Below are 25,540 nucleotides of genomic sequence, written 5' to 3'. Positions count from 1 at the left end.
CCCGCATGTTTCACATCAAATCCCTCGAACTGGTCCACTGGGACTACTGGCAGCGCATCAAGAACATTCCGCTGGATGCCAAGATCATCACCATCGCCGGGCAGAACGGCTCCGGCAAGACCACCCTGCTGGACGCCTTGCGCACGCTGTTCGGACTCGACTGCTCCATGGGGCGCTCATACAAGCACTACGCCCGCCACGCGGGACAGCAGGTCTCGTGGCTGCGCGCCGTGGTGGACAACCGCGCCGTCGGCCGGCAGATCTCGAACCGGCCGTTCCGCAGCTCCGGTTTCTTCAGCGAAGACGAGGTCACGCTGTTCTGCCAGATCCAGAAGAACGGCGGCGACTGGAAGCGCCAGTACCTGATGCGCGGCGGCGCCGTGGAGATCGAAGCCGTGCAGGATGCAACGGACTGGCTCGGCCTGGAGACCTACCGCAAGCGCCTCGCCAACGCCGGCCTGTCGCCGGCAATGGCCAAGGTGCTTGCGCTGGAACAGGGTGAAACCGACAAGCTGTGCGAATACGCCCCCCGTCAGTTGCTCGACCTGGTGTTCCAGGTATTCGGCGACAAGGAAGTGCTGGACGCCTACGAAGAGGCGCGACACCACCAGCGCGAAACCGAAGCCGAGCTGCAACGCTTCGAAGCGGAGCTTGCGGCATCGGAAACCAACGTCGAGAAGCTGCGCCTGCGCATGGCGAACTATCATCGCTGGGAAGGCCTGAACAAGGAAAAGCGCGACCTGCAGGAAGAGATCCTGCCGACGCTGCAGTACCACGAGGTGCGCGAGAAGGCCGCCCGTGAAAGCCAGGCCCTGCTCGATGCGAAAAAATCGCTGGCGGCGCAGGACGCGCAACTGTCGTCGAAGCGCGCTGACGTCGCCGAGCGCATGCAGGCGTTGAGCGCCGCGCACGAACAGGCAAATGCGCTCGAGAAGGAGCAGTCGGCGCTGCAGGAACGGTTGAAGCAGATCAACACGCGCCTCAAGCCGCAGGAAAGCCTGCTGGAACGCAAGGCCGAACTGCAGAAGCGGGCTGCGGAGTCCGGCGAGGATATGGCCGACATCGCCGGGAAAGCGGAACAGAAAGAGTCCGAGCTCCTGCAACTGCGCCAGGCGCGGCGCGACATCACGGCTCGGATCGAGACGGACCGCGCGGCCATTGCGGCGCTGGAAGGCAAGGCCGCCCTGCCCGAACCTGAAAACGTCCGCGCGATGCGGCGCGCATTGCGTGAAGCCGGCATCGACCATGCGATGCTGCCGGACATCGTCGAAGTCACCGACCCGCGCTGGCAAGGCGCGGTGGAAGGCGTGCTGCGCAGCTATGCCTCTGTCGTCCTGCTGGAAAACGCCCGCGATGCGGCTGCCGCCTACCGCCTCGGCGAGAAGGAACGTTACGGACATTTCATCGTGCCGGAACGCATCGCCGCCCCCGAAGTGCGCGACCGCAGCCTGTTGTCGGTGGTACGTTTTTCCGCACCCGCGCCGTCGTGGCTGATCGACCAGCTCTCGCGCATTGCACGCGTCGATTCGGTCGAGGACGGCATGCGGCTGTCAGCGTCCGAAGAATGGATCACGCCGGAGGCGTATCACCGCGAACGGCGCGGCGGACGCTCGTTGTTCGTCGAACAGGCACGCTACCGCTTCGGCCAAGCCGGACGGGCGCAGCGCCTGGAAGCATTGCGGAAGTCGCTTCCGAAACTGGAAGCGGAAGAAGACCAGTTGACGCTGAAGATCAGCAAGCTGGCCGGCGAAGTCAGCGCGCTCAAGGCGCGTCTCGCCGGCGTGGATGCCGCGAAGGAACTCGTCGCCCGGCAGGCGGAATTCGAGGAAGCCGAGCGTTGCGCGCAGCCGCTGAAGGCCGAGCGAAAGGAGGTCGGCGGACGCCTCGGCGAGCTCTCCCCATTGATTACCGAAGCGGCCGTGGCGCGTTCCCGCGCCGACGATGCGTGGCAGGCCGCCAAGAAGTCGCTGGCTGACAGCGAATCGCACCTGCGCGTCGCGCAGAAACGCAACGGCGAGGAACGTTCGTCCCACGCGCAGGGCCTGGCCGCTCTCCGGAAAACATGGCGCCACCTCCCCGCGCGCTGGCGCCGTCTTGCACGGCGCGAGGCGCTGGTGCAGGAACACGATAATGCGCACCAGGTGCAACTGCGACTCAACCATCTCAACGAGGATCTTGCGCGCGACGACTGGGAAACCGACGCCACTGTCGTCGACCAGCATGCGCGCCTGCAGGCCATGCTGCAGGCCCGCCAGCAGGAAACCGGCGAGCGCCGATACCAGAACAACCGCGCGATCGAGGCCACCGACAACGCACGCGGCGCCTACATCGAGCGTCTGCGTTACACGATCAAGACTTACAGCCGCAACATCAAGGCGCTGGGTGAACTGGCCAATATCGAAGTCCACACCGATCCGGTGCGCCTGGAAAACGACGACGTGCAACTCGCCCAGGCCGGACTGCACGTGCGCTTCAAGTTCGACGGCAAGGGCCCGATCGGGATGAACGACGGCGAGGCGTCGGGCGGCCAGCAGGTAATGAAATCGCTGATCCTGCTGATCGGCCTGCTGAAGTCCGACGAGGGCTCGGGCGGCTTCGTGTTCATCGACGAGCCGTTTGCACACCTCGATATCCGCAACATCCAGCTGGTTGGCGAGTTCCTGAAAAATACGGACGCGCAGTACCTGATGACCACGCCGTTGACGCACAACACGGACGTCTACGATCCGTCGGAGCTGACGCTGATCACCAGCAAGAAGCGCAAGGACACGCACTGGGCGCAACCGATCTTCGTGCTGCAGCGGCGCAGCAGGCCCGTGGAAAAGGCAGCATGAGTGCGGAGTCACGCAACAAGCGCCAACTTACGGAAGTCCAACAGGACACTTTGCAGGAGATGTTTGCTTTGTTGCAAGGGAGCATTTCCAAATGACAATATGAGCCTTTTAGGATAGAAGGCAATCTTTATAAGCCACTGTTCAACTTGACGCCCCTAACGATTTTAGGTAATTTATCTTTAAACCATAAATTTGCTAAAGAAGATACATATGGATCCCATCCTGAATCCTTACGCCCCAGGCGCGGGCAGCCCGCCACCGGAATTGGCCGGACGCGATGCGGTACGCGAGAAGATGACGTTATGCATCGAACGTCTCCGCCGGGGCAAACCGGCCAAAAGCATGATGCTTGTTGGTCTTAGGGGGGTAGGAAAGACTGTATTGCTTGATCAGATGATGAAGGATGCCGAGGCCAGCGGTGTCGTAACAATCCGTATTGAGGCACCCGAGGGGCGCTCATTGCCGGCAATGCTTGCACCGCAGCTACGCCTAGGCTTGCTCAAACTGAGTCGGACAGAAAAGGCAAAGGAGCTGGCAATTCGTGGGCTAAGGGCATTAGCAGGTTTTGTCGGCAAGATGAAAGTTACTTTTAATGATATTGAGGTCGGCATCGACTATGAACCCGAAGCAGGTCTAGCAGACAATGGCGACCTTGAGGGCGATCTTACGATGTTGCTTGAACAGGTAGGCAAAGCGGCGAAGGCGGCGGACACCTTAGTAGCGATTTTTATAGACGAACTGCAGTATGTCCCGGAGCCGCAAATGGCTGCGCTAATTTCCGCCTTGCACCGATGTTCCCAGCTTCAGTTGCCGATGCTTGTAGTGGGAGCCGGCTTGCCGCAGTTACGCGGGCGGATGGGCGAGGCGAAATCATATGCCGAGCGTCTGTTCGACTTTCCAGAAATCGGCCCACTCAATGCAGACGACGCGGCCAATGCGATCGTCAAGCCTGCACAAGATGAGGGGGTGGAAGTGGAAAAGGATGCGGTCGAATTGATTGTCAGCTATACAAAAGGTTACCCTTACTTCTTGCAAGAGTGGGGCAAACATGCTTGGGATATTGCCCCCGACAGTCCGATCAAGCGTTCAGACGTAGACGCAGCATCTACGGAGGCCGTGGCCGCGCTGGACGAAAGTTTTTTTAGAGTGCGTTTCGACCGCCTCACGCTAGCCGAAAAGAAATACCTTCGTGCTATGGCTGAACTCGGCCCTGGGCCGCACAGGTCGGGAGATATTGCCGCGCAACTGAACCGGGAGAGCTCATCCCTTGGCCCTACACGCAGCAGTCTGATCGGAAAGGGCATGATATGGAGCCCTACCCATGGCGACACAGCATTTACTGTTCCGCTATTTGATGAATTCATGAAACGCATTATGCCGGGCAATGAGTGGTTTCGAGTCGACGCTTGATGAATTGCCCGGATAAACATGCTATGCAAAACAAGAGGAAAAATAGTGAAAATTTGGGAAATTCAATATACACAGAACGGCGGTGCGACCGCATCAATCCAATGCGAGTCTGGAGAGAAACCGTCACGCGAACATGCCGCCCAACAATTAAGAGATGCACTGTTTCAGCCGTTTCTTATACCGGATACCACGCGCGACATTAACGACAAGACGGTATGGCAGCTTGAAAAGCTTGGCGTCCATATCGTCGATATTGTCGAGATTCCGACTCATTAGCCTACCCAATGAAAACAGTCGATAGAGCTGTACGTCGAAATGTGGGAGAGTTATAAATTAAGCGACCGTAAAATTGACGGCATCATGTTTAAATTCAATAACCTACGTAAGTCGCACAAGTTGCTGACTGGTTTCGTTTATTGCTAATCTTTGACATCAACGCCGACAACAACGGCGCCGCCGCATCCGCAATGCGATCCAGGCTCTGCTCGCGCAAGTGGGCAAGATTCACAGGCTCGACCTCGGTCATGCCTGCCCAGCGCAACAATGCACCCAGCGTCTCCGGTAAGTCAAACAATCCATGCAGGTAAGTTCCCAGCACCTGACCGTCCGCCGAGCGTCCGCCTTCAGGTATGTCACCTATGAGGAATGCCGGCCGCTCCATCGCGCTTCCTTGCGAAATCCCCATGTGAATCTCGTAACCGGCGACGGGTGCATCGGCAAAGGCGCACCTTCCGCTGACGCGCGACAAGGTTTTCTCCGTCGCCAGCACCGTATCGATGTCGAGCAGTCCCAGGCCGGCAGAAGTGCCAGGAGCCCCCTCGACGCCTGACGGATCCGCCACGGTCATCCCAAGCATCTGGTAGCCGCCGCAGATTCCGATCACCTTTCCGCCGTAACGCAAATGCTTGCGCAAGGCTTCCGGCCAGCCATTCTCGCGCAGCCAGGCAAGGTCGGCGCGGGTGTTCTTGCTGCCCGGAAGGACGATGAGGTCGGCGGGAGGAATTGCCTGGCCGGGACCGACAAAATGCAAATCCACGCCCGGTTGCGCGCGCAGCGCATCGAAATCGGTATGGTTGCTGATGCGCGGCAGGACAGGCACGACGATGCGGAATGTCCCCTTGTCCACCTGGGCCGGCTGGATGGCATCCTCGGCGTCGAGGAAGAGGCCGTGCAGGTAAGGCAGGACGGCGAGCACCGGCTTGCCGGTCTGCTGTTCGAGCCACTCCAGCCCGGGTTCCAGCAGGCTGATGTCGCCGCGGAAGCGGTTGATGACGAAGCCGGCGATGCGCGCGCGTTCGCTCTCGGACAGGCAGGCAAGCGTGCCGACGATATGCGCGAAGACGCCGCCCCGGTCAATGTCGGCCACGAGGATCACCGGGCAATCCACCGCTTCGGCAAATCCCATGTTGGCGATGTCGCGCTCGCGCAGGTTGATTTCCGCCGGACTGCCCGCGCCCTCCACGATGACGGCGTCGTAGGCATTCTTCAGCCTGTCGTAGGACGCCAGCACCGCCTGCATCGCGACGGTCTTGTACTGGTGATAGTCGCGCGCGTTCATGTCGGCGCGCACCTTGCCGTGGACGATGACTTGCGCGCCGGTGTCGCTCGATGGCTTGAGCAGCACCGGATTCATGTCGGTGTGCGGCTCCAGGCCGGCCGCCAGCGCCTGCAGCGCCTGCGCACGGCCGATCTCGCCGCCGTCGCTCGTGACCGCGCTGTTCAGGGCCATGTTCTGCGGCTTGAACGGAACCACGCGCACGCCCTCGCGCGCGAGCAGGCGGCACAGGGCGGCGACCACCGTGCTCTTGCCGGCGTCCGAGGTCGTGCCCTGGATCATCAGCGTCGAATAGGGAAACGTCATGCGCGCCGCTCCTGCCATTGGCGCACCAGCGCGGCGATCTGCTGCAGGCCCTCGGTGATCGCACCGGGTCCGGGAGAAAGGATATCGGCGGATTTCACTTCCGCGACCATGCCCTCCCTGACTGCCGGGATGGCGTTCCAGCCCGGCCTTTCCACGACGGTTTCGGGACGGAATTTCTTGCCGCACCATGATCCGATGATGATGTCCGGTGCGCGACGGACGACGTCGAACGGGTCGGCAATGATGCGCGCCTTTGCGCTCGAATGGGCGGCCAGTTCAGGGAAAGCATCATCCCCGCCGGCGATGCCGATGAGTTCGGATACCCAGCCGATGCCGCTGATCGGCGGGTCGTTCCATTCCTCGAAGTAGACCTTCGGACGGACGGTCCATTGTGCTGCCTGCGCGCGCACTGCGTCGATTTGCGCCTGCAGATCGGCCACCAGCGCCTGCCCCGCCTCCTGTTTTCCGACAAGCGCGGCAAGCGCATGGACCATGCGGAAAATGCCTGCCACATCGCGCTGATTGAACAGATGGACTTCAACGCCGGCACCGGCGAGGTCGCGGCAGATGCCGGCCTGCATGTCCGAAAAACCGATCACCAGGTCGGGTTGCACCGCAAGGATGCGCTCGATGCGCGAGGACGAGAAGCCGCTGACCTTCGGCTTCTCCGTGCGCGCCCGCGCCGGTCGGGTGGTGAAGCCGGAAATGCCGGCGATCGTATCCTCGGCGCCAAGGGCGTAGAGTGTTTCGACCGCCTCGGTGCTGAGGCAGACAATGCGCTGGTAATTCACTGTCGTTCTCCCCTTCGGGTTCTTGCCTGGTCGAGCTTTTCGCAGAGTTGGGCGGCACCCGCAATGATGCGCGGCCCGGAACGGTTGAAGAGATCTGCTTCGAGCGCGAAGAGATTGCCCCGGCGGACGGCGAGCATGGACGGGTACTGCTTCCAGAATTCGACGCCGCTGGTCGTCTGGTCGCTCCGGTCGCCGCTGACGATCACTTCCGGATTTTCCTGCAGCACCGCCTCGGGGCTGAGGCTTGGTGCGACCAGTGTCAGCTTGCCGAAGATATTTTCGCCGCCGCAAACGCGGATGGCATCGCTGATGATGTGGCGCTCGTTCAGGGTGTACAGGGGCTTGGCCCAGACCTGGTAGAACACGCGCACTGGGGGGCGGTTCCGGTAGCGGGCAATCAGGCTGTCGATCTGCGCACGAAGCTGCGACGCCGTTTGCTGCGCCTGCTGCGTGGTGCCCATGAGTTGTCCCAGCTTCAGGATCGCCTCGGGAATATCTTCCAGCTTGTGCGGTTCGCTGTAGTACAGGGGAATCCCCAGCCTGCGCAACTGGTCCATCTGCCGCGACGAGGCATTGTGCCGCCAAACGACGAGCAGATCGGGCTTGAGCGCCAGCAACCGTTCGACATCGACCTGCCGGTTGTCGCCGACGCGCGGAATGTCGCGTGCCGCGGGAGGATAATCGCTGAACTTCACCGTGCCGACAATGCGGTCGCCTCCGCCGGCGGAAAACAGCATTTCCGTCACATGCGGTGCGAGCGAGACGACACGGCGTGCCGGCTGTTGCAAGGTGACAGCCTGGCCGTCATCGTCGGTGACGGTAATGGCGGCGTGAGCGTGCGCGGCCATGGCGCATGCAATCGTCAGCAGGAGTCGCTTCATCGCACATCCCCTTGCAATGATGCCCAAGCGCAGAGTGCTTCCCGCAAGCGCTGCCAGCCACATTCGTCCGGAGCCAAGCCAAGGCGGATGCCCCTTCCCTTGTCCGGAAACAGTCGAACCCAGATGCCGTGCCCGGCCATGTGGGCATGGAAGGCTTCCGCCTGCGGTTCGGGCCACCAGCGGTAAAGCGCGGTCCCGGCGGCATGGATGCCGGCCTCGGCAAGCATGCCCTGCAAGCGCGCGCCGTCCTGCTGCAAGCGGACAAGCGCATTTTCCTGCCACGCCCTGTCTTCAAGGGCCGCCCGCCCTATCATTTGCGCCGGCGTGCTCACCGACCATGGTCCGATCCATTCGGCGATCCGATCCAGTACAGCCTGCTCCGCGGCGACGAATCCCAGCCGCAATCCCGCCAGCCCGAAGAACTTGCCGATGGAACGCAGGACCACCAGCCCCGGCCGGTCCGACCATTGCGCAACGCTGAGTTGCGGCATGACATCTCCGAAGGCTTCGTCCACCACCAGGCATCCGCCGCGCGCCACGAGATTTTCCGCCCATCCGAGCAGGACTTCCGGCCCGACGGTTTCGCCTGTCGGATTGTTGGGATTGCAGACGACCATGACCTCGGCTTCGTCCACGTTCTGCGCCAGCAGGTGGAAAGGCACTTCGCGGACGGTGTGGCCTGCTTGCCGCCAGCAGTACGCGTGTTCCGCGTAGGACGGCGCGGATACGACAACGCGCGAACGCGGACGCACGCGAGGCAGCGCCTGGATCGCTTCCTGCGTGCCGGCAACGGCAAGCATGCGCGGGGCGCCGTAGCAGGCCTGTGCCGCGGCGACCAGTGCAGGGTCATCCTCGGGCAGGCGATGCCATGCCTTGGCAGGAAGGGCAGGCGCCGGATACGGCACCGGGTTGAGGCCGGTCGACAGGTCGAGCCATTCTTCCACCGGCCGTCCGTATTGCCGTGCCGCTTCGCGGAGTTTTCCGCCGTGCTCAAGCATGGCCGATCCTTTCAATGAGATAGCCGGCGGCGGCAAGCACGGCCAGCCAGACGATACAGGTTCTTGCCACCAGTGCCCATGCGCGGGGGATGTCCGGCGCCGCGGCCGGGCGTCCTGCGCCAAGCAAGGGGCGCTGTTCGATTTCGCCGTCATATTCCGCTGCGCCGCCAAGCGCAAGCCGCAAGGCTCCCGCGCCGGCCGACATCACCGGTCCGGCATTGGGACTGCTCCATGATGGCGCCTGCGTGCGCCAGCACTTCCATGCACAGCGCGTGTCGCCGAGGATGGCGTAAGACAATGCAGTAAGCCTTGCGGGAATCCAGTTCAGCACGTCGTCGGTACGCGCGGCCATCCAGCCGAAAGCGTGGAAACGGTCATTGCGATAGCCCCACATGGCATCCAGCGTATTGGCCAGCCGGAAAAGCAGGGCCCCCGGACCGCCGGCGACGACAAACCAGAACAGCGTGCCGAAGACGGCGTCGTTGCCGTTTTCCAGGAGGGATTCGACCGCCGCCTTGGCCAGCTCCGGTTCACCCGATCGGCGCGTGTCACGGCTGACGATGCGGGAGGTCAGCGCGCGCGCCTCGACAAGATCGCCCGCTTCGAGCGCACGGGCAATGGGGAGCATATGGTCGCGCAGGCTGCGCAGGCCGATGCAGAAGTACAGCAGCAAGGCATGGACGGCAAAGCCTGCCGTCACGTGCAGACCGGATGCCGCAACGACGGCCCATGCCGAAATACCGGCCAAAGGAAGGACAACGATCATCCAGGCAAGCACGCCGCGCCATCGTCGGCAATCACCCCTGTTCAGGCGCTGCTCGATCGCACTGGCGAATGTGCCGAAGCCGACCAGCGGGTGCCATCTGCGCGGTTCGCCGAGCATCCAGTCGAGCGCAATGCCCGCAGCCATGAGAAGCGCCACCACCGACAGGTCCAGTCCCGTCAGCATGCCTGCCCCTTCAGGACGAGCGGCAATCCTGCGGCCACCCATATCGCATGTTCGCAGCGGGCGGCCACCGCCTGGTTCAGCCGGCCCGCCTCGTCGACGAACCAGCGCGAGATTGCCCCCTGCGGCACGATGCCCATGCCGACCTCGTTGGACACGATCACCAGGTCGCCGCGCGCCTGTTCGATCGCGGAAAGGAATGCTTCGCGCTCATGGGCATACCTTTCCGGCGGATCGATGTGGCCGACCTCGGGATAGATCCTGTCCTCGCAGAACAGCAGGTTGGACAGCCACACCGTCAGGCAGTCCACCATGACGACATTGCCGGGCACCGACATGTCGCGCAGGATGGCCCCGAGCGCGAGAGGCTCTTCGACGGTCTTCCATCCGGCATCCCGGCGCACGCGATGGTGCGCGATGCGCGCCTGCATTTCCGCGTCCCCGGCCTGCGCGGTGGCGACGTACACCACCGGCTTTCCGCTCGATGCGCATAGGCTTTCCGCATATCCGCTCTTGCCCGAGCGCGCGCCGCCGAAGACAAAGGTCCGTGTCATGGTGCGCGCGTTACCATTCGACGCCGGGCTGCGCAGCGATGCCGGCGGCGAATGCATGCTTGACCGGTTGCATTTCCGTAACGGTATCGGCAGCGGCGATCAATTCGGGCGGCGCGGCGCGTCCGGTCACCACGACATGCTGCATCGGCGGCCGGGCGCGCAAATCCTCGACCACACGATTGACGTCGAGGTAACGATATTTCAGCGCAATGTTCAGCTCGTCGAGCACCACGAAACCGATGCCCGGGTCGGTCAGGAATTCCTTCGCACGCTCCCACGCGCGTTCGGCGCAGGCGATGTCGCGTTCCCTGTCCTGCGTTTCCCAGGTGTAGCCCTCGCCCATCGCGTGGAAGCTCACTTCATCCGGAAAACGCTGCAGGAAAAGTTCCTCGCCGGTTGACTTGGCCCCCTTGATGAACTGGACCACGCCCACCTTCATCCCATGGCCGAGGGCGCGTATGGCCATCCCGAAGGCGCTTGAACTCTTGCCCTTGCCGTTCCCGGTGTTGACCAGCAATACGCCGGCATTGCGCGACGCGGATTCGATCTTGCGGTCGACCACGTCCTTCTTGCGCTGCATGCGCGCGCGATGGCGCTCGTTGATGTCTTCAGTCATTGTTTCCCTCTTCCGCGGGGATGAAAATGGTGCGCCGCCCGTGCTGCACGGCTTCGATGGGGTAGCCGAGGCAGCGGCTCAGCACCGGCGCGGTCATGACCTCGGCCACCGGGCCGGCCAGCCAGTCGCCGTCGCCCATCAGCAGGAGCGCGTGCGTGGACACGCTGTGCGACAGGTTGAGGTCATGGCTGACGAGCACGACAGTCTTGCCTTCGGACCGGCACAGCCTCGCCAGCAATTCCATCACACCGACCTGGTGCGCAAGGTCGAGCGCGCTGGCCGGCTCGTCGAGCAGCAGCAGCGGGGTTTCCTGCGACAGCACCGCGGCAATGGCGACGCGCTGGCGCTCGCCGCCGGAAAGCGTGCGCACGTCGCGTTCGGCCAGGTGGCCGACGTCGAGCGCGCGCAGCGCGGCATGGGCAATGCGATAGTCGGTTTCCGCATCCCAGTAGCGGTCATCCTGATAGGGATGGCGCGCGGCCAGGACCGTATCGATGGCACGGTAGCCGAACGCGTCGTTCCTTCCCTGCGCCAGATAGGCACGCTCACGCGCAAGCGCAGGCAGGTCCCAGTCGCCGAGGGCGCGTCCTTCCATGTGGACGCTGCCTGCGTCTGGCGAACGTAAACCGGCCAGGGTGCGCAGCAAGGTGCTCTTGCCGGCGCCGTTGCGGCCGATCACGCACCAGCACTGCCCTGCGTCCACAGTCCAGTCCAGCGCCGCGACAAGTTCCCGGTCACCGGCACGCAATCCCAGGTTGAGCGTCTGCATGGCTTATTTCCTGTGGATCTGGTGCAGTTGAAGGAGGAACACCGGCACGCCGATCAGGGCGGTGATGACGCCGACCGGCAACTGCTGTGGCGCGACCACGGTACGCGCCAGCGTGTCGGCCAGCACGAGGAAAGTTCCTCCTGCCAGCGTTGCCGCCGGAAGCAGCAAACGGTGATCCGGCCCCCACGCGAAGCGGCATGCGTGCGGCACGATCAATCCGACGAAGCCGATGCTGCCGGCCGTGCTGACCGCGCTTGCCGTCAGCAGCGCGGAAAAAAGGAACAGACCCTGGCGCAGCCGCGTGACCCGGATGCCGAGCGTCATCGCGGCTTCCGCATGCAAGGCCATGACATTGATTGCGCGCGCAACGCGCACCGCGAAAACGAGCGCGGCAAGCCAAACGGCCCAGGGCAGCCAGCGCGCCTGCGTGGCCGAAAGATCGCCGATCAGCCAGAACACCATGCCGCGCAGGCGGTTGTCCGGCGCAATCGACAGCATGAGCGTCACCAGGGCGCCGCAACCTGACGCGACGATAACGCCGGTCAGCAGCAGCATGGGCGCACTGCCCTCGCCGGCACTGCCGCGCAAGTCCCGCCACGCCAGGGCAAAGAGCAGGAAGGCTACTGCGATCGCACCGGCAAACGCGGCAACGTCTACCAGCCACGCGGCGGAGAAGAAGAGCATCGCCGTCAATGCGCCGACCGATGCGCCGCCGGACACGCCCAGCACGTAGGGGTCCGCCAGCGGATTGCGCAGCAGGGCCTGCATCATCACGCCGGCCAGCGCGAGTGTGGCGCCGGTCACGAAGGCCGACAGCGCGCGCCCGAGCCGCAATTCAAGCAAGGTCGCGGCAAGCGTGGACGGATTGCCACCGGCAACCTCGCCCAGCGCCGCGAACAGTTCCGTCACGGACAGGGACACCGAACCGACGCCGCATGCCAGCAGGATACTGCCAACGGCTGCCACGACCAGCACGGTCAGGATCGTGATGGCGCGGCGGCGTTCGCGGAATGCAGGCAGCATGATGGCCTCGGTATGCACGGTGTCCTTGCCTTTCTTACTTCATCGCGTAGCGCAGGCCGACGAAGACGTTGGAGCCGGCGGTGTTGTAGAGGCGGGTCAGCTCATAGGTCTTGTCGAGCACATTGTTCCAGCGTGCAAACAGGTTCCAGTCCTTCGAAAGGTCGTATCCCGCGTAGAGGTTAAGCAAACCGTAGCCGCCCATGCGATTGCGGTTGTTCGCGTCATCGAAACGATCGCCGGAAAAGACAAGTTCGCCGCCGGAAACCAACGGTCCGGACTTGTAATCCACTGCCAGCGTGCCGTGCTTTTTCGCGCGGCGCGCAAGCTGGCGACCCGTCGTTTCGTCCTTGGGATCCTGCAGGTCGAGCGAGGTACGAACGGTAAAGTTGCCCATGCTGCGACTGGCGCCGAACGACAGGCCTTCCAACAGCGCCTTGTTGACGTTATATGCGCAACCGAAGGGATGCGTGGCGGCTTCCACCGGACAAACAGGCGTATTTACGAGCAGGTCGGTGAGTCGGTTGCGGTAATAAACCGCGCTGTATTGCGCCTTGCCGTCTTCGTAATAGACGCCGACTTCCGCATTGCGCCCTTTCTCCGGACGGTTGTTGGCAAACCCGAATCCCGGAAAATACAATTCATTGAAGGTCGGCGCGCGGAAGCTGGTGCCTGCGCTTGCATTGACCCGCAGTGCACTTGTAATGCGATAGCCGTAGGACAGGCTGCCAGTCGTCCGTGAACCGAACTGCGAATTGTCATCGTTGCGCAGGCTGACTGCACCAAGATGCGCGCCGCGCCGCATCTGGTATGCGGCGGCGATCGAGTTCGTCGTACGTTCACGGGTCAGGGCAGACTCGCTTGAGTCAACCTCTTCGTTGCGATGTTCGGCGATGACCTGGATCACATCCGTCTTGCCGATGGCGAAGTTGTTCTGCCAGCTGATGCTCTTCTGGGTCGTGTCGTACACCGGATTGCCAAAGGACGCGACGCTGGAGCTGTAGTCGTTCGACTGCGAAAGCTGCACATGGCTGTCCCAGTTGGGAAGGATTTTGTTCTTTGCAAAGACACTATAGGTCGCCACTTCATAACGCGAGCGGTCGTCCATCCTCGGACCGGAATCGAATTGCGTCTTGAGCAGGTTACGCAGGAAAGTGGCTCCGACTTCATGACCTTGCGCAAGCGCATAGCTGAACTGTCCGCTCGCGCTGCTGCTACGATGGCCGTCACGATCCCTATTGAAAGAAAAATTCCCCGGCTTGGTCGCCGAGAAGCCGTCGGAACGCTCATGGGCCGCGCGGATCGCGTAGCGGAAACCTTCGCTGGAACCGGACACGCCTGCTTCGGCGCTGCGCGTGCCGTAGGTGCCTGCGCCGACAGAGGCACTCGGTGCCGGCGCGCCGTCACCCTGCTTCGTGAAAATCTGGATCACGCCGCCAACGGCATCGGCGCCGTACATGGTGCTCAACGGGCCGTAAACGATTTCCACGCGGTCGATCTGGGACAAGGGAATCGCATTCCAGCTCGCGCCGCCGCTGGTGGCTGAACCGACGCGTACGCCGTCAATCAGCACAATGTTCTGCTTGTTGTCGGTCCCGCGAATAAACACGGACGACTGGGTGCCCGGCCCGCCGTTGCGGGAGATCTCGATGCCGCGCTGGCGCTGCAGCACATCGGCGATAGAGGTGCCGCCCGACTTGGCGATTTCCTCAGCGGTAATGACAACGTTGTCGGCCAGGACTTCCCTGGCGATCTGGGGAGAACGTGTCGCGGTGACGACGACGGAATCGAGTTTCTTTTCCTGCGCGTAGGAGGAAACGGAAAATGCCGCGGAAACGGCGACAGCCATCGCAAGCGGTTTGCCTGCGCGCAGAAGAACGGGTGATGTCATGACAAGGTTCCAGAGAAAGACAACCAGCCCGCTTCCCCGCAGGCTGGATGAACAGAAGTCCGGACAGGTTTGTCGATCAGGAAACGAAACACGCCGCAAGGCATGCCGCTCGCATCGCGAAGATCCCCGTCCGCACACTTCCACCTGTTCTGGCCGGTATCCGGGCTGACAAGGCGAAGCGGCCGACCTTCCCATGCAGGCTGCACAGTGGCTTTGAAGGACGCTTGTCAATGAGGAATGCGCTGACGAGGCATTCCGGGTGACGCTTGTTTACCGTTGCGGGGGCAGCACACGTTAGCTTGCTGGCAAGCCTCGTGTTTCCCGTTTAACTGCGCGCATGAACATGCGCGCGGGCACCAAAACCTGCACATTTTAAGGCTTGCAATACAGACCGACAAGAAAAAGAGTCACTTGCCGTGATTGTTATTTATTTGGCAATCGACTGCAGTCAATTCGCCATAGGCGATGCGGTTCGGAATGCGGGCGGCAAGGGTCACCATCTCTTCCGGCGAGTTGCATTGTGTAGCGGCATGCAGCAGGCGTATCGTGCCGGCGTGAGCGACAACAATTGCGGCATTTGCCCGCTGTACGCACAGTTCGTCATGGAATGCGCGCACACGCCTCGCCACATCGAGCAGGCATTCTCCGCCGCCGGGTCGATAATGCGTCAGGTCGGCTGCCCATGCATCGACCTCGGTTCGAGGAATGTCATTCCAGGCCTGCATTTCCCACGCCCCGAAATGCATTTCAGCGAGGCGCGCATCGAATACAGGTTCGCCGCGGCCAAGCGCAAGTCTTGATGCAAGGTGACGGCAACGTTTCAAGGGACTGGAAAAGACGCCTGCACCTGCGGGCAAAGCAGGAACGAGTTGCGCCAGCACTAGATTCTGATGCTCTTCCTCGACCGGCAAATCGGTGCTGCCGTAACAGATGCCTTCTTGCACGACCGGCCGCGCGTGCCTGATAAGGTAGAGGCGCATTACCTTGCCGCGACGGCGAGCACGCCGAGATAGAACGCGACTTCGCTCAACTGCTGGATCGCTCCGAGGCAATCGCCGGTGTAACCGCCCAAGCGCCGAACGCATTTGCGCGCCAGCCACCATGCCGACAATGCAGCCGCGGCCGTACCTGCGACAAGAGCGCGCCAGGAAAGAAATCCGGTCGACACGACCAGCATCAATACTGCGAGGACCGTCACCACGGCGACGGCGAATTCGGCATTGGACATGCGCTGTGCCAGCGGCTTGGATTTCCCTTCCTGCTTGACGTAATCCAGCTTCCAGATCAGCACCGTCGATGCAAGGCGGGAGAGCGGATGCGCAAGCAGCAGCGACGCAATGGCGGCCTTCGCCGGCAATCCTGACAAGGTTACGCATTTGACCGCAAGCAGCAGGCCGATGCCGATCGCACCGTATGCACCGATGCGCGAATCGGTCATGATTTCGAGGACGCGCTGTTTCGTGACGCCGCCGCCCAAGCCATCGCAGGTGTCGGCAAAGCCGTCCTCGTGAAATGCGCCGGTGAGATAGATGCCGGCCGCCATGGACACCAGGACTGCAACCACCGGCGGCCACACCATCTGCGCCAGCGCGTACATCGCAGATGCGACCACACCCACCACTACGCCTACCGCCGGAAAATAGCGGCTCGCCTGATGCAGCCAGTCCGCCTCGAACCCGACCCAGCGCGGGATCGGCAGGCGCGTGAAAAACTGCAGCGCAATAAAGAACAGGCGCACCTGGTGAACGGCGCGCCCGACGGCTGGCGTGGACGATTGCATCGCCTTACTTGTCCGCCGAACTGACCTGCGCGGACTCGAAGGTCGCCATTTCGCGCAGGAAGTTGACCGCGGCATGGAGCAGCGGTATCGCCAGCGCGCATCCGCTGCCTTCGCCGAGGCGCAGCCCGAGCTGGAGCAGCGGACGGACGCCGAAATGCTCCAGCATGTGCCGGTGGCCGCGTTCGTCGGAACAATGCGAAAACACGCAATAGTCGAGGATCGCGGGTTGCAGGCGCGCGGCAACCAGCAAGGCGCTGGTCACGATGAAGCCGTCGATCATCAGTACCATGCGGCGTTCCGCTGCGCCCAGCATGGCGCCCGCCATCATCGCGATTTCAAAGCCGCCGAACGTGGCAAGGATATCCATCGGCTCGTTGACGACGGCATACCGCGCCACTGCCTGCTCGATGACACGCCGCTTGTGTTCGACGCCGTCCTGCGAAAGCCCGGCGCCGGCGCCGACGCATCCGGCGACGGGCACGCCGGTCAGCTTGTGCATCAAGGCGGCTGCCGCGCTTGTATTCCCGATGCCCATTTCGCCGAAGCCCACGACATTGCCCTGCAGTGTCGCCGCCAAGGCATGGCCATGGCGCAGCGCCATCGCACACTGGTCCGCGGTCATGGCCGGTTCGACGCGGAAATTGCGCGTCCCGTTGGCCACCTTCCTGTCGATCAATCCGTCACGAAAACCGAAGTCGTGGTTGACCCCGGCGTCGATCACATGCAGCGCACAGCCGTTCTGGCGTGCGAAGACGTTGATCGCCGCCCCCTCCGCAAGGAAATTTTCCACCATCTGCCAGGTGACGCTTTGCGGATACGGGGATACGTTTTCCGCCACGATGCCGTGGTCGCCGGCGAATACCAGGATGGCGGGGCTTTCGATGCGCGGCTCGGCGGTGCGCTGGATGAGCCCGACTTGTTTCGCGAGCTGTTCGAGCATGCCGAGGCTGCCCAGCGGCTTGGTCTTGTTATTGATGGCGGCGTCGAGCGCCGAGGACAGCGCCGGATCGGCCGTAGTCTCGATATGAGGAATATGCATGGTCGTGCCACGGCGTGCGTGGCCAGGAAAAGTGATTGGGGCCGCGGCAAACCCCGTCCGCGGTGACGCCGCTCCCGGCTGGCGAAGCAGCAGGGAACCATTCCGGCCGGTATCCGGGCTGGCAAGTCGGACCGGTCGGCCTTCCCATGCATAGAGGGTGCTATGAACTAGGAAAGGGGGCGCGTTCGGTCGAGAAGGGATGCAGTGCTAGGCGCGACGCTTGCTCAGACTTGGCGTCTGAGCAAGCGTCGCAACACCGCAATGCGTCCCTTCTCGACCGAACCCGAAGGGCAGTCCCGAGAACCGGCCGAATGCGGTGTTGCGGCTCCTTGCCGTAGCACCGCTACGACGCGTCGCCGCGCCTAGCATTCGGCCGGCTCTCGGGGCTGCGCGCCCCCTTTCCTAGTTCATAGCACCCTCTAATACACAGTGGCGTGGAGTGACCGGCCGCCGCACAGGGGCGACGCTTGCTTACCGTTGCGGGGGCAGCACACGTTAGCCTGCAGAAGGCCCCGTGTTTCCCGTTTAACTGCGCGCATGGAAATGCGCGCGGGCACCAGAACGCGGAAAGTGTATGCTCGCGGCATGACCGAGTCAATTCGGCAAAAGTCCTACGGCAAATGTTTCCTGAGCGGCCAGCTGCAAGTAAACTGTGCAACCTCCTTTCCAGCAGAACAAGTCACCAACCATGAAAAACAAGGCCGAATACTATAGCCAGCAATACAACGCACGCGCCATGATCCCGGATCATCCGTATATCTTCACCCGCTGGCTGAAGGATTCCGCCCAGGCTCGGCGCACGCATGCCGCGCTGTTCGACCTGGCTTACGGCGAAGCGGGCGGCGAAAGGCTGGACTTCTTCCCGACCTACCGCAGCGATGCACCGCTGCTGGTCTTCATCCATGGCGGATGGTGGCGCTCGCTGGACAAGTCCGACTTCTCGTTCATCGCCCCTGCCTATACCCGCGCCGGGATCAACGTCGCGATGACGAATTACACCCTGGCGCCCGAAGCATCGATTGCGGAGATCGTCCTGCAGCAACTGCGCGCGCTCGCCTGGCTGTATCGCAACGCGGAAAAATACGATTTCGATCCGAAGCGCATCGTGGTTGCCGGTCATTCTGCCGGCGCCCACCTGGCAGCCATGATGATGTCCGCGATATGGCCGGTCTTCGGCGCCGACCTCCCGTCGGACCTGGTGAAAGGCGGCGTCCTCCTTTCCGGCGTCTACGACCTGGAACCGGTGCGCCATGCTGACTTCGTCAACGTCGACCTGAAGCTCGGCGAGGAGGATATTGCCCCGTTGTCGCCGTATCGCATGCCGCAGTCGCACCCGGCGCCGTTCATCACCGCATTCGGCGGACAGGAATCGGAAGAATTCCGCCGCCAGACGGGGCTGATTGCGGACGCATGGAAGCCGAAGCATGTTATCGATGTTGCACTACCGGACGCGAACCACCTGACGATTTGCGACGCCTTCGGCACGCCCGGGCATGCGCTGCACCAGGAAACGGTTAAATTGGTTGACGCCACCGCCTAAGTGCAACACTTCGGAAAACCGCACTTTGACCGTATCGCGCATGGCATTATGATGTCCAAGTTGCGCGCAAGAAAACCGTGACTGATAATCGAGGCCATGACAGGACACCCCTGCCCGGGCTTGCCTGTCCGATTTTGCGCATTTGTAAGACAAAAGCCGACACCACTCACAGGAAAGCATCACCATGACCGACGCAGCAGACGACGATCTCGAAGCACTGTTTGAAGAAGTAGCAGCTCACCGCGCCGAAACAGTCGCCGCTCCTGCCGCCCAACCGGCCGCAAGCCAGGCCGAGGCTGAATCCGTTGCTGTCGCGGAATCCGGCGAAGGTGAAGCGGCCGGCGACGCCGAATTCGTGGACCAGTCCGGCAAGCCGATGTACGAACGCCTCGGCGGCATCGTCCGTATGCTGCACGACTCCCTGCGCGAACTCGGCTATGACCGCTCGCTGTCCGACGTCGCCAGCCAGATCAGCGATGCGCAGGGCCGCCTGAACCATGTCGCCAGCCTGACGGAACAGGCGGCCAACAAGGTGCTCAACGCGGTCGATACCTGCATGCCCGAACAGGAAACCCTGGGCAAGAAGGCGCACGAAATGGAAAACCGCTGGGCGCAACTGTTCGACGGCAAGCTCAGCATCGACGAGTTCAAGACGCTGGCAGGCGACTCGAAGCAGTTTGCCGCCGTCGTCATGGAAGCGACCGAGGCGGAGAAAGCCCGCCTGCTGGACATCATGATGGCCCAGGATTTCCAGGACATCACCGGCCAGCTGATCAAGAAAATCGTCAATATCACCAACCGCGTGGAGAACGAACTCGCGCAGCTCCTGCGCGATAACGCTCCGCCGGAAATCAAGGCGGCGATCGCCGAAAACAAGCCCGTTGAACTGATGCAGGGTCCGTCCGCGCCGGGAGCCGCCATGGCACAGGACGACGTGGACAGCCTGCTTGCCGACCTGGGGTTCTGATGGACGACATGCTCAAGGAATTCGTCGTTGAGGCGCTCGACCTGGCGACGAACGTGGAAGAGCACCTGCTCTCTCTGGAGCGTTACCCGAACGACAGCGACACGCTCAACGCGCTGTTCCGGTCCTTCCACACCATCAAGGGTGGCGCAGGCTTCATGAACCTGCCGGCGATCGTGTCGGCCTGCCACCTGACCGAAAACCTGTTCGACGCACTGCGCACCGGCAAGGTGCCTGTCACGCCGGCTGCGATCGAAGCCGGCCTGCAGGCAAGCGGTTTTGTCGGCGACCAGTTGAAGCAGCTGGCCAACGGCGCAGCCCCCGACAGCCTGCAGGCAATGCCCGCCTCGCTGGAGGCGCTGGTGGCCCAGGCGATCGAAGGCAATGCTGCAGCGCCTGTCGCGCCGGCGGCGCCCGCCAAAGCCGAGGCCGCACCTGCTCCCGCTGCCGCCGAAAGCACCGTCGGGGCCGACGGCCTGGACTGGGAAGCGCTCTACCGCGCCGTGGTACCGGCGGGCACGCTTCCCGACAGGCCCGCCGAGGCGGCACCTGCGGCTCAGGCAGCGCCTGCCGCACCGGCCAGCGTCACGCCGATCGCCAAGCCGGCCGCTGATGAAGGCGCGCGCGCGGTTCCGACGCAGGTCAAGGAAGACACCATCCGTATCGATGCGGTCAAGCTGGACGCACTGCTCGAAGTCGCCGGCGAATCCGTACAGGCCGCCAACCAGGCCGCGGTACTTCTCGAAAAGCTCGCGCAATTCAAGTTCGAAGGACAGGCTGCCGCACTGATGTCGACGCTGCAGGAAACGCTGAGCCGCGCATCGCGCTACTCCACCGAACTCCAGCGCGCGACCCTGTCCACCCGCATGCAGCCTGTCGGCCGCCTGTTCCAGAAATTTCCCCGCCTGGTACGCGAACTGGCAAGAGACCTCGGCAAGGACGTCGACCTGATCATCGAAGGTGCGGAAACCGAAGTGGACCGCGTGGTCGTCGACAGCCTGTACGATCCGCTGGTGCACATGCTGCGCAACTCGCTCGACCACGGCATCGAAACGCCGGAAGAGCGCGCGAGCACCGACAAGCCCGCCAAGTCGAACATCCTGCTCAAGGCATGGCAGGAAGGCAGCAGCGTCATGATCCTGGTATCCGACGATGGCAAGGGCATGGATCCGAACAAGCTGCGCAGCAAGGCGATTGCCAAGGGCCTGATCAGCGAAAACGCTGCACAGAGCAAGGAAGAGGCGCTGCAGCTGATCTTCCTGCCCGGTTTTTCGACCAAGGAAGTGGCTTCCAGCGTATCGGGCCGCGGCGTCGGCATGGACGTGGTAAAGACCGCGGTCGAAAAGCACCGCGGCGCGATCCGCATCGAATCCGACATGGGCAAAGGCACGGTGTTCACCATCCGCCTGCCGATCGAACTGTCGATCGTGCCGACGATGCTGGTGCGCACCGCCGGCGCAGCGTTGGCCCTGCCGATGGCCGTTGTGGAGCGCGTGGTGGAATTGCCGGAAGAGTTCGAGTCGGTCGGAGGCTCCCCCGTCCTGCGCGACCAGGGCAGGCCGCTTGCCGTGCGCTCCCTGGGCGGCATCCTCGGGTATGAACCCACGAAGGAAAAGGTCGGTATCGTGGTCGCTGCCCCGCAGCCGTACATCGTCGCGGTGGAGGCCGTCGACGGCACGGCCGACCTGGTGATCAAGCCGCTGACCGCCCTGTCCGTTCCCGGCGTCAACGGCACCGCCCGCTCCGCCGAAGGCGAACTGGTGCTGGTGATCAGTCTCGCCTTCCTGCTCGACGGCTGCAAGACGACGACTACGTCGCTCCTCGCCGCCTGACAAAAAATCCCGGATGCCTTCGCATCCGGGATGCTTACCTTCCCCCTCCCCTTACCCCGGCAAGCGCCGCGCCGCGTCGAAGTCCTCGCGCAAGGGCGCCGTGTCGTAGATGATCGTCAGGCTGGTAAAGCGCGACCGGTCGGCATTGAGCGCGAACACGTCAACGCAGTCGAACTCGACCACACGCCCGCTCTTGAGCGTCCACCGGTAATGGAACTGCAGCGCAACCGGCCCCGACGCCGATTCGAACAGGTTGACGAAGGTGGTTTCCGAGCGGTTGGTATCGCCGAACAATCCGGCATAGAACGGCGCGACCGGCATCCTGCCGTAGAGCGGCGAAAGGACGTACGCATCCGGCTCGAACAATGCAAGCACGCGGTCGATGCTGCCTTCGTTCAAGGCGGCGAGGTATTGCTCGCAAAGTTCTTTCGGCGTCATGGTCATCTATTTCCTTGCAAGCCGCTCAGCCTTTTCCTTCGTCCACGCATCCAGTTTTTCATGGATGCCCTTTTGCTCCTCGACCATCTGCGTGGCGGGCGCGAGCTGCGCGCACAGTTCGAGGCGAATGCCGTTGGGATCGAAGAAATAGATCGAATTGAAGATGCGATGGTCGGTGACGCCGAGCACTTCGATACCGTTCGCCTCGAGACGCGTCTTCATCGCCTCCAGCTGCTCCACGGTATCCACGCGCAAGGCAATGTGGTTGACCCACGCGGGCGTATTCGCGGAAGGCGCCGGCGCGGTATCGTCGCCGAGGTCGAAAAACGCCATGCAGGAACCGTCGGTCATGCGGAAGAAGATGTGCACGTACGGACAGTATTCACCGGTCGAAGGCACGATGTCCTTGCGAATGTAGTGGAACAGCGGCAGCCCGAGAATATCCTCGTAGAAATGCCGGGTCTCCTCCGCATCGCGGCAACGGTAGGCGAAGTGATGCAGCCCGTGGATCGGCACGGCGGCGGGAATGGCGGCGGCCTGGCCGACCTGAGTGGCAGCGAGTATGCTCATGGCAGCTCCTTGACTGAGTTTCAACGCGCTTTTGGCGGCGTGTACTGCGCGACCTGCTGGTTGATCGCGCCAAAAATCGATTTACCGTTGGTGTCCAGCATCTCGATCTTGATGGTGTCGCCGAATTTCATGAACGGCGTTTTCGCTTCGCCGTCCGCAATCATTTCCAGCGCCCGTTTTTCGGCAACGCAGGTATAGCCCTTGGACGCGTCCTTGTTCGACACCGTGCCGGAGCCGATGATCGATCCCGCACGCGCGCCGCGCGTCTTCGTCAGGTGGGCAATCAGTTGCGGGAAGCTGAACACCATGTCGACGCCCGCATTCGGCTGCCCGACCAGGGCGCCGTTCCAAGTGGCTCGCAGCGGCAGATGGACCTTGCCGTCCTGCCAGGCGTCGCCGAGTTCGTCCGGCGTGACCGCGACTGGAGAAAAGCTGGAAGCCGGTTTCGACTGAAAGAAACCAAAGCCCTTTGCCAGCTCAGCAGGAATCAGGTTGCGCAATGAGACGTCGTTGACCAGCATCAGCAGTTTGATGTGGGATGCAGCGCTCGCTGCTGCCGTTCCCATCGGCACGTCGTCGGTAATCACGGCGACTTCGCCCTCGAAATCGATGCCCCAGTCTTCCGATTCCAGCAGGATGTCGTCGGTCGGTCCGATGAACTCGTCCGAACCGCCCTGATACATCAGCGGGTCGTGCCAGAAGGATTCCGGCATCTCGGCCTTGCGTGCCTTGCGCACCAGTTCGACATGGTTCACATAGGCAGAACCGTCTGCCCACTGGTAGGCGCGCGGCAGCGGCGCCATGCAACGTTTCGGATCGAAATCGAAGGGGCGGTGCGCCTTGCCTGCATTCAGTTGTGCGTACAACTCTTCAAGCTGCGGGGCGATGAAACTCCAGTCGTCCAGCGCGCGCTGCAGCGTGAGCGCGATTCCATCGGCGATATGGGCGGTCTTCAGGTCGCGTGAGACGACGGCAAGCTGGCCGTCGCAGGTTCCATCCTTGAGGGTGGCAAGTTTCATCCGGTGTCCTTGTCGTCGAGAGGCCGGCGAAAGTCTTTCGCGATCGCCGAAAATTACGTATTATTAAATTAATTCACCATATCGTAATCTCATCCGGGAATGAAATCAACTGCCGAAAGCCCGTCTTCAGACGCGCGTCAAGGAATCCAGTCCGTGGAAGTCGCCGGACCGCTCCTGCTGGCGCTTGCGCGCTCGTCCGGGCCGCTGGCGCTTTCCGCGATCGCGCGGAGCGCCGGGATGCCGGCAGCGAAAGCCCATCGCTACCTCGTCAGCCTGATCCGAGTCGGACTCATCGAGCAGGATGCGGCAACCGGCCTGTACGACCTGGGCGGACTGGCGCTGGAACTGGGATTGGTGGCGCTGGGGCGTCTGGATGCGGTGAAACTGGCCGATGAAACGCTGGCATCGCTGCGTGATGCCACCGGAGAAACCGTTGCCCTCGCCACCTGGGGAAACTTCGGGCCGACTTACATCCGCCTGCTGCAATCGAAGCGCCCGGTGACGATCAACCTGCAGATCGGTAGTGTGATGCCGATGACCTACACGGCCAGCGGCCTGTGCTTTGCCGCCTACCTGCCGGAGAATGAAACCGGCGAACTGCTGCACAACGAGCTGGCGCAGAACCGCCGCGAAAAACTCGACGCGCCGCAGTCGAAAGCCGAACTGCAACCGCTGCTCGACGAGACGCGCCGCCATGGCATGGCGCGCATGATCGGCCATCTCGAGCCCGCCGCCGCACGCCCCGTCGGCACGACACGCACCGCTGAACGCCTTCTCGCCGGTTTCAACGCTTTTTCCGCCCCCGTCTTCGACCACGACAGACGCATGCGCTTCGCACTGACGGTGGTGGGTTCCGCCGCCCATGTCGACCAGGACTGGAACGGCCACATCGCGCAGCAGACGAAGGCGCACGCGGAACAATTGTCGCGGCGCCTCGGCTTCAGGGATTAGAACAGGCTGCCGACATTCAGCAGCGTCAGCACGCCCAGTACCGCGAATATGACGGCCGCGATGGCATGCACCAGTCGCATCGACACCATCTCGATGATCTTGTTGCCCAACAGGACGGCAGGAATATTGGCGATCATCATGCCCAGCGTAGTCCCGGCAACCACCGCATAGAAGGCGGAGTATCTGGCGACCAGCGCCACCGTCGCCACCTGCGTCTTGTCGCCCATTTCAGCCAGGAAGAAAGCAATCACCGTCGTCACAAAGACGCCGAAGCGTTCGTGCTTGGCCTCCACGTCATCGATCTTGTCCGGGATTAGCGTCCACACCGCCATTGCAAGGAACGACAAGCCGAGCACCCAGCGCAGCACATCGGTACCGAAGAAAGCCGTGATCCAGCCGCCGACCGCGCCGGCAAAGGCATGGTTGAACAGGGTGGCGACGAGGATGCCAATAATGATGGGAAGAGGCCGGCGGAATTTCGCAGCGAGGAGAAGGGACAGCAGCTGCGTCTTGTCGCCCATTTCAGCAAGGGCAACGATGCCGGTCGATAACAGGAAAGCTTCCATGAATGCTCCAGGGCCGGATGAATACCGATGACCATGCGTGCCCTCCAGCCCAAGCAGAGGCAGCATGGTCAAAGGTCTCGCCAAACCTGGAGTCGCTTGCGCCATGGCCGTACGGCCAAGTCTGTTGACGCAAGCCCCTCTCGCAAATCGGAGGGAGGCTACTCCCCAATGACGGCAGGGATTTTACCCTAGACGCGATGTTTCATGGGAGAAATTTATGGATGGGCGGCTAGTGTCCTGAGTCAGACGTTCGCTTTTCTTCAACGAATT

24 protein-coding genes and 3 riboswitches are annotated in these 25,540 nt (G+C 62.5%); of the genes, 7 read left to right on the top strand and 17 right to left on the bottom strand.

The window, feature by feature from the left end; all coding sequences use genetic code 11:
* Positions 1-5: 5 nt before the first annotated feature.
* The 3 genes from AC3WOY_RS20575 (at position 6) to AC3WOY_RS20565 (ending at position 4,520) form a co-directional block, all read left to right on the top strand.
* Positions 6-2,834, top strand: a complete 2,829-nt coding sequence (locus tag AC3WOY_RS20575; RefSeq protein WP_492427149.1) for an ATP-binding protein — start codon at positions 6-8, stop codon at positions 2,832-2,834.
* 210 nt (positions 2,835-3,044) lie between these two features.
* A complete protein-coding gene (locus tag AC3WOY_RS20570; RefSeq protein ID WP_492427147.1) occupies positions 3,045-4,244 on the top strand; it encodes an ATP-binding protein in 1,200 nt (399 codons plus the stop codon).
* Positions 4,245-4,289: 45 nt separating this feature from the next.
* Positions 4,290-4,520: a hypothetical protein gene (locus tag AC3WOY_RS20565; RefSeq protein ID WP_492427145.1), complete on the top strand. Its 231-nt coding sequence runs from the start codon at positions 4,290-4,292 to the stop codon at positions 4,518-4,520.
* 94 nt (positions 4,521-4,614) lie between these two features.
* Here the strand turns inward: AC3WOY_RS20565 and AC3WOY_RS20560 are convergent, their stop codons facing one another.
* From AC3WOY_RS20560 to cobT, 13 genes are all read right to left on the bottom strand, one after another.
* The gene (locus AC3WOY_RS20560; protein WP_492427143.1) at positions 4,615-6,105 is read right to left on the bottom strand and encodes a cobyric acid synthase; all 1,491 of its coding nucleotides are present in this window, start codon (positions 6,103-6,105) and stop codon (positions 4,615-4,617) included.
* On the bottom strand, positions 6,102-6,896 hold the full coding sequence (locus tag AC3WOY_RS20555) for a cobalamin-binding protein (RefSeq protein ID WP_492427141.1): 795 nt from the start codon (positions 6,894-6,896) through the stop codon (positions 6,102-6,104). Before AC3WOY_RS20555 ends, AC3WOY_RS20560 begins: the two co-directional genes overlap by 4 nt.
* On the bottom strand, positions 6,893-7,777 hold the full coding sequence (locus AC3WOY_RS20550) for a cobalamin-binding protein (RefSeq protein WP_492427139.1): 885 nt from the start codon (positions 7,775-7,777) through the stop codon (positions 6,893-6,895). Before AC3WOY_RS20550 ends, AC3WOY_RS20555 begins: the two co-directional genes overlap by 4 nt.
* Positions 7,774-8,775, bottom strand: a complete 1,002-nt coding sequence (cobD, locus tag AC3WOY_RS20545; RefSeq protein ID WP_492427137.1) for a threonine-phosphate decarboxylase CobD — start codon at positions 8,773-8,775, stop codon at positions 7,774-7,776. Before cobD ends, AC3WOY_RS20550 begins: the two co-directional genes overlap by 4 nt.
* Complete coding sequence (cbiB, locus tag AC3WOY_RS20540) at positions 8,768-9,724, bottom strand: adenosylcobinamide-phosphate synthase CbiB (protein ID WP_492427135.1); 957 nt, start codon at positions 9,722-9,724, stop codon at positions 8,768-8,770. Before cbiB ends, cobD begins: the two co-directional genes overlap by 8 nt.
* Positions 9,718-10,275 (bottom strand): bifunctional adenosylcobinamide kinase/adenosylcobinamide-phosphate guanylyltransferase, encoded by a 558-nt coding sequence (gene cobU / locus AC3WOY_RS20535; RefSeq protein ID WP_492427133.1) that lies wholly within the window; start codon positions 10,273-10,275, stop codon positions 9,718-9,720. Before cobU ends, cbiB begins: the two co-directional genes overlap by 7 nt.
* Positions 10,276-10,285: 10 nt before the next feature.
* Positions 10,286-10,891, bottom strand: a complete 606-nt coding sequence (cobO, locus tag AC3WOY_RS20530) for a cob(I)yrinic acid a,c-diamide adenosyltransferase (RefSeq protein ID WP_492427131.1) — start codon at positions 10,889-10,891, stop codon at positions 10,286-10,288.
* The gene (locus AC3WOY_RS20525; RefSeq protein WP_492427129.1) at positions 10,884-11,660 is read right to left on the bottom strand and encodes an ABC transporter ATP-binding protein; all 777 of its coding nucleotides are present in this window, start codon (positions 11,658-11,660) and stop codon (positions 10,884-10,886) included. The genes cobO and AC3WOY_RS20525 overlap by 8 nt, the downstream gene beginning before the upstream one ends.
* A gap of 3 nt (positions 11,661-11,663) precedes the next feature.
* Complete coding sequence (locus AC3WOY_RS20520; RefSeq protein ID WP_492427127.1) at positions 11,664-12,683, bottom strand: FecCD family ABC transporter permease; 1,020 nt, start codon at positions 12,681-12,683, stop codon at positions 11,664-11,666.
* A gap of 34 nt (positions 12,684-12,717) precedes the next feature.
* A complete protein-coding gene (locus tag AC3WOY_RS20515; protein ID WP_492427125.1) occupies positions 12,718-14,571 on the bottom strand; it encodes a TonB-dependent receptor domain-containing protein in 1,854 nt (617 codons plus the stop codon).
* Between the two features lie 134 nt (positions 14,572-14,705).
* Positions 14,706-14,947: riboswitch (cobalamin riboswitch) on the bottom strand.
* Positions 14,948-14,978: 31 nt separating this feature from the next.
* Entirely contained in the window at positions 14,979-15,551 is a 573-nt protein-coding gene (locus tag AC3WOY_RS20510) for a histidine phosphatase family protein (RefSeq protein WP_492427123.1), read from the bottom strand.
* Positions 15,551-16,351 carry an adenosylcobinamide-GDP ribazoletransferase gene (locus tag AC3WOY_RS20505; protein WP_492427121.1) on the bottom strand — a complete coding sequence of 267 codons (801 nt, stop codon included), beginning with the start codon at positions 16,349-16,351 and terminating at the stop codon, positions 15,551-15,553. The genes AC3WOY_RS20510 and AC3WOY_RS20505 overlap by 1 nt, the downstream gene beginning before the upstream one ends.
* 4 nt (positions 16,352-16,355) lie before the next feature.
* Positions 16,356-17,390: a nicotinate-nucleotide--dimethylbenzimidazole phosphoribosyltransferase gene (gene cobT, locus AC3WOY_RS20500; RefSeq protein WP_492427119.1), complete on the bottom strand. Its 1,035-nt coding sequence runs from the start codon at positions 17,388-17,390 to the stop codon at positions 16,356-16,358.
* A 354-nt stretch (positions 17,391-17,744) separates the two neighbouring features.
* Positions 17,745-17,966, bottom strand: a riboswitch (cobalamin riboswitch).
* 112 nt (positions 17,967-18,078) lie between these two features.
* On the opposite strand from cobT, the gene AC3WOY_RS20495 reads away from it, so the two are divergent.
* The 3 genes from AC3WOY_RS20495 to AC3WOY_RS20485 all read left to right on the top strand — a co-directional run bounded on the left by AC3WOY_RS20495 (position 18,079) and on the right by AC3WOY_RS20485 (position 21,726).
* Positions 18,079-18,930 (top strand): alpha/beta hydrolase, encoded by an 852-nt coding sequence (locus AC3WOY_RS20495; protein ID WP_492427117.1) that lies wholly within the window; start codon positions 18,079-18,081, stop codon positions 18,928-18,930.
* A 184-nt stretch (positions 18,931-19,114) separates the two neighbouring features.
* Positions 19,115-19,897, top strand: coding sequence for a protein phosphatase CheZ (locus tag AC3WOY_RS20490; protein WP_492427115.1), 783 nt, complete (start codon positions 19,115-19,117; stop codon positions 19,895-19,897).
* Positions 19,897-21,726: a chemotaxis protein CheA gene (locus AC3WOY_RS20485; RefSeq protein ID WP_492427113.1), complete on the top strand. Its 1,830-nt coding sequence runs from the start codon at positions 19,897-19,899 to the stop codon at positions 21,724-21,726. Before AC3WOY_RS20490 ends, AC3WOY_RS20485 begins: the two co-directional genes overlap by 1 nt.
* A 51-nt stretch (positions 21,727-21,777) precedes the next feature.
* Here AC3WOY_RS20485 and AC3WOY_RS20480 read toward each other — a convergent pair whose 3' ends face one another.
* Genes AC3WOY_RS20480 through AC3WOY_RS20470 form a run of 3 tightly spaced genes read right to left on the bottom strand, consistent with a single transcriptional unit; the run spans position 21,778 to position 23,753 of the window.
* On the bottom strand, positions 21,778-22,164 hold the full coding sequence (locus AC3WOY_RS20480; protein WP_492427111.1) for a nuclear transport factor 2 family protein: 387 nt from the start codon (positions 22,162-22,164) through the stop codon (positions 21,778-21,780).
* Positions 22,165-22,170: 6 nt separating this feature from the next.
* Entirely contained in the window at positions 22,171-22,734 is a 564-nt protein-coding gene (locus AC3WOY_RS20475; RefSeq protein WP_492427109.1) for a VOC family protein, read from the bottom strand.
* A 20-nt stretch (positions 22,735-22,754) separates the two neighbouring features.
* On the bottom strand, positions 22,755-23,753 hold the full coding sequence (locus AC3WOY_RS20470) for a fumarylacetoacetate hydrolase family protein (protein WP_492427107.1): 999 nt from the start codon (positions 23,751-23,753) through the stop codon (positions 22,755-22,757).
* A 153-nt stretch (positions 23,754-23,906) separates the two neighbouring features.
* Between AC3WOY_RS20470 and AC3WOY_RS20465 the strand changes: the two genes are divergently transcribed.
* Positions 23,907-24,704: an IclR family transcriptional regulator gene (locus AC3WOY_RS20465; protein ID WP_492427105.1), complete on the top strand. Its 798-nt coding sequence runs from the start codon at positions 23,907-23,909 to the stop codon at positions 24,702-24,704.
* Here the strand turns inward: AC3WOY_RS20465 and AC3WOY_RS20460 are convergent.
* A complete protein-coding gene (locus AC3WOY_RS20460; RefSeq protein WP_492427103.1) occupies positions 24,701-25,270 on the bottom strand; it encodes a TMEM165/GDT1 family protein in 570 nt (189 codons plus the stop codon). The two genes, AC3WOY_RS20465 and AC3WOY_RS20460, sit on opposite strands and share 4 nt — an antisense overlap.
* 4 nt (positions 25,271-25,274) lie before the next feature.
* Positions 25,275-25,449: riboswitch (yybP-ykoY riboswitch) on the bottom strand.
* Positions 25,450-25,540: the final 91 nt, after the last annotated feature.

The organism is Noviherbaspirillum sp. FW303-A3 (assembly GCF_058788695.1).
Note: the sequence above shows the minus strand (reverse complement) of the source record. Positions and strands in the feature narration are given on the sequence as shown.

Excerpts from the sequence above, each read along its gene's own strand:
- AC3WOY_RS20575 (WP_492427149.1), top strand. The coding sequence starts at position 6 with ATGTTTCACATCAAATCCCTCGAACTGGTCCACTGGGACTACTGGCAG.
- AC3WOY_RS20570 (WP_492427147.1), top strand. The coding sequence starts at position 3,045 with ATGGATCCCATCCTGAATCCTTACGCCCCAGGCGCGGGCAGCCCGCCA.
- AC3WOY_RS20560 (WP_492427143.1), bottom strand. The coding sequence starts at position 6,105 with ATGACGTTTCCCTATTCGACGCTGATGATCCAGGGCACGACCTCGGAC.
- AC3WOY_RS20550 (WP_492427139.1), bottom strand. The coding sequence starts at position 7,777 with ATGAAGCGACTCCTGCTGACGATTGCATGCGCCATGGCCGCGCACGCT.
- cobD (WP_492427137.1), bottom strand. The coding sequence starts at position 8,775 with ATGCTTGAGCACGGCGGAAAACTCCGCGAAGCGGCACGGCAATACGGA.
- cbiB (WP_492427135.1), bottom strand. The coding sequence starts at position 9,724 with ATGCTGACGGGACTGGACCTGTCGGTGGTGGCGCTTCTCATGGCTGCG.
- cobU (WP_492427133.1), bottom strand. The coding sequence starts at position 10,275 with ATGACACGGACCTTTGTCTTCGGCGGCGCGCGCTCGGGCAAGAGCGGA.
- cobO (WP_492427131.1), bottom strand. The coding sequence starts at position 10,891 with ATGACTGAAGACATCAACGAGCGCCATCGCGCGCGCATGCAGCGCAAG.
- AC3WOY_RS20525 (WP_492427129.1), bottom strand. The coding sequence starts at position 11,660 with ATGCAGACGCTCAACCTGGGATTGCGTGCCGGTGACCGGGAACTTGTC.
- AC3WOY_RS20520 (WP_492427127.1), bottom strand. The coding sequence starts at position 12,683 with ATGCTGCCTGCATTCCGCGAACGCCGCCGCGCCATCACGATCCTGACC.
- AC3WOY_RS20515 (WP_492427125.1), bottom strand. The coding sequence starts at position 14,571 with ATGACATCACCCGTTCTTCTGCGCGCAGGCAAACCGCTTGCGATGGCT.
- AC3WOY_RS20510 (WP_492427123.1), bottom strand. The coding sequence starts at position 15,551 with ATGCGCCTCTACCTTATCAGGCACGCGCGGCCGGTCGTGCAAGAAGGC.
- AC3WOY_RS20505 (WP_492427121.1), bottom strand. The coding sequence starts at position 16,351 with ATGCAATCGTCCACGCCAGCCGTCGGGCGCGCCGTTCACCAGGTGCGC.
- cobT (WP_492427119.1), bottom strand. The coding sequence starts at position 17,390 with ATGCATATTCCTCATATCGAGACTACGGCCGATCCGGCGCTGTCCTCG.
- AC3WOY_RS20495 (WP_492427117.1), top strand. The coding sequence starts at position 18,079 with ATGAAAAACAAGGCCGAATACTATAGCCAGCAATACAACGCACGCGCC.
- AC3WOY_RS20490 (WP_492427115.1), top strand. The coding sequence starts at position 19,115 with ATGACCGACGCAGCAGACGACGATCTCGAAGCACTGTTTGAAGAAGTA.
- AC3WOY_RS20485 (WP_492427113.1), top strand. The coding sequence starts at position 19,897 with ATGGACGACATGCTCAAGGAATTCGTCGTTGAGGCGCTCGACCTGGCG.
- AC3WOY_RS20480 (WP_492427111.1), bottom strand. The coding sequence starts at position 22,164 with ATGACGCCGAAAGAACTTTGCGAGCAATACCTCGCCGCCTTGAACGAA.
- AC3WOY_RS20475 (WP_492427109.1), bottom strand. The coding sequence starts at position 22,734 with ATGAGCATACTCGCTGCCACTCAGGTCGGCCAGGCCGCCGCCATTCCC.
- AC3WOY_RS20470 (WP_492427107.1), bottom strand. The coding sequence starts at position 23,753 with ATGAAACTTGCCACCCTCAAGGATGGAACCTGCGACGGCCAGCTTGCC.
- AC3WOY_RS20460 (WP_492427103.1), bottom strand. The coding sequence starts at position 25,270 with ATGGAAGCTTTCCTGTTATCGACCGGCATCGTTGCCCTTGCTGAAATG.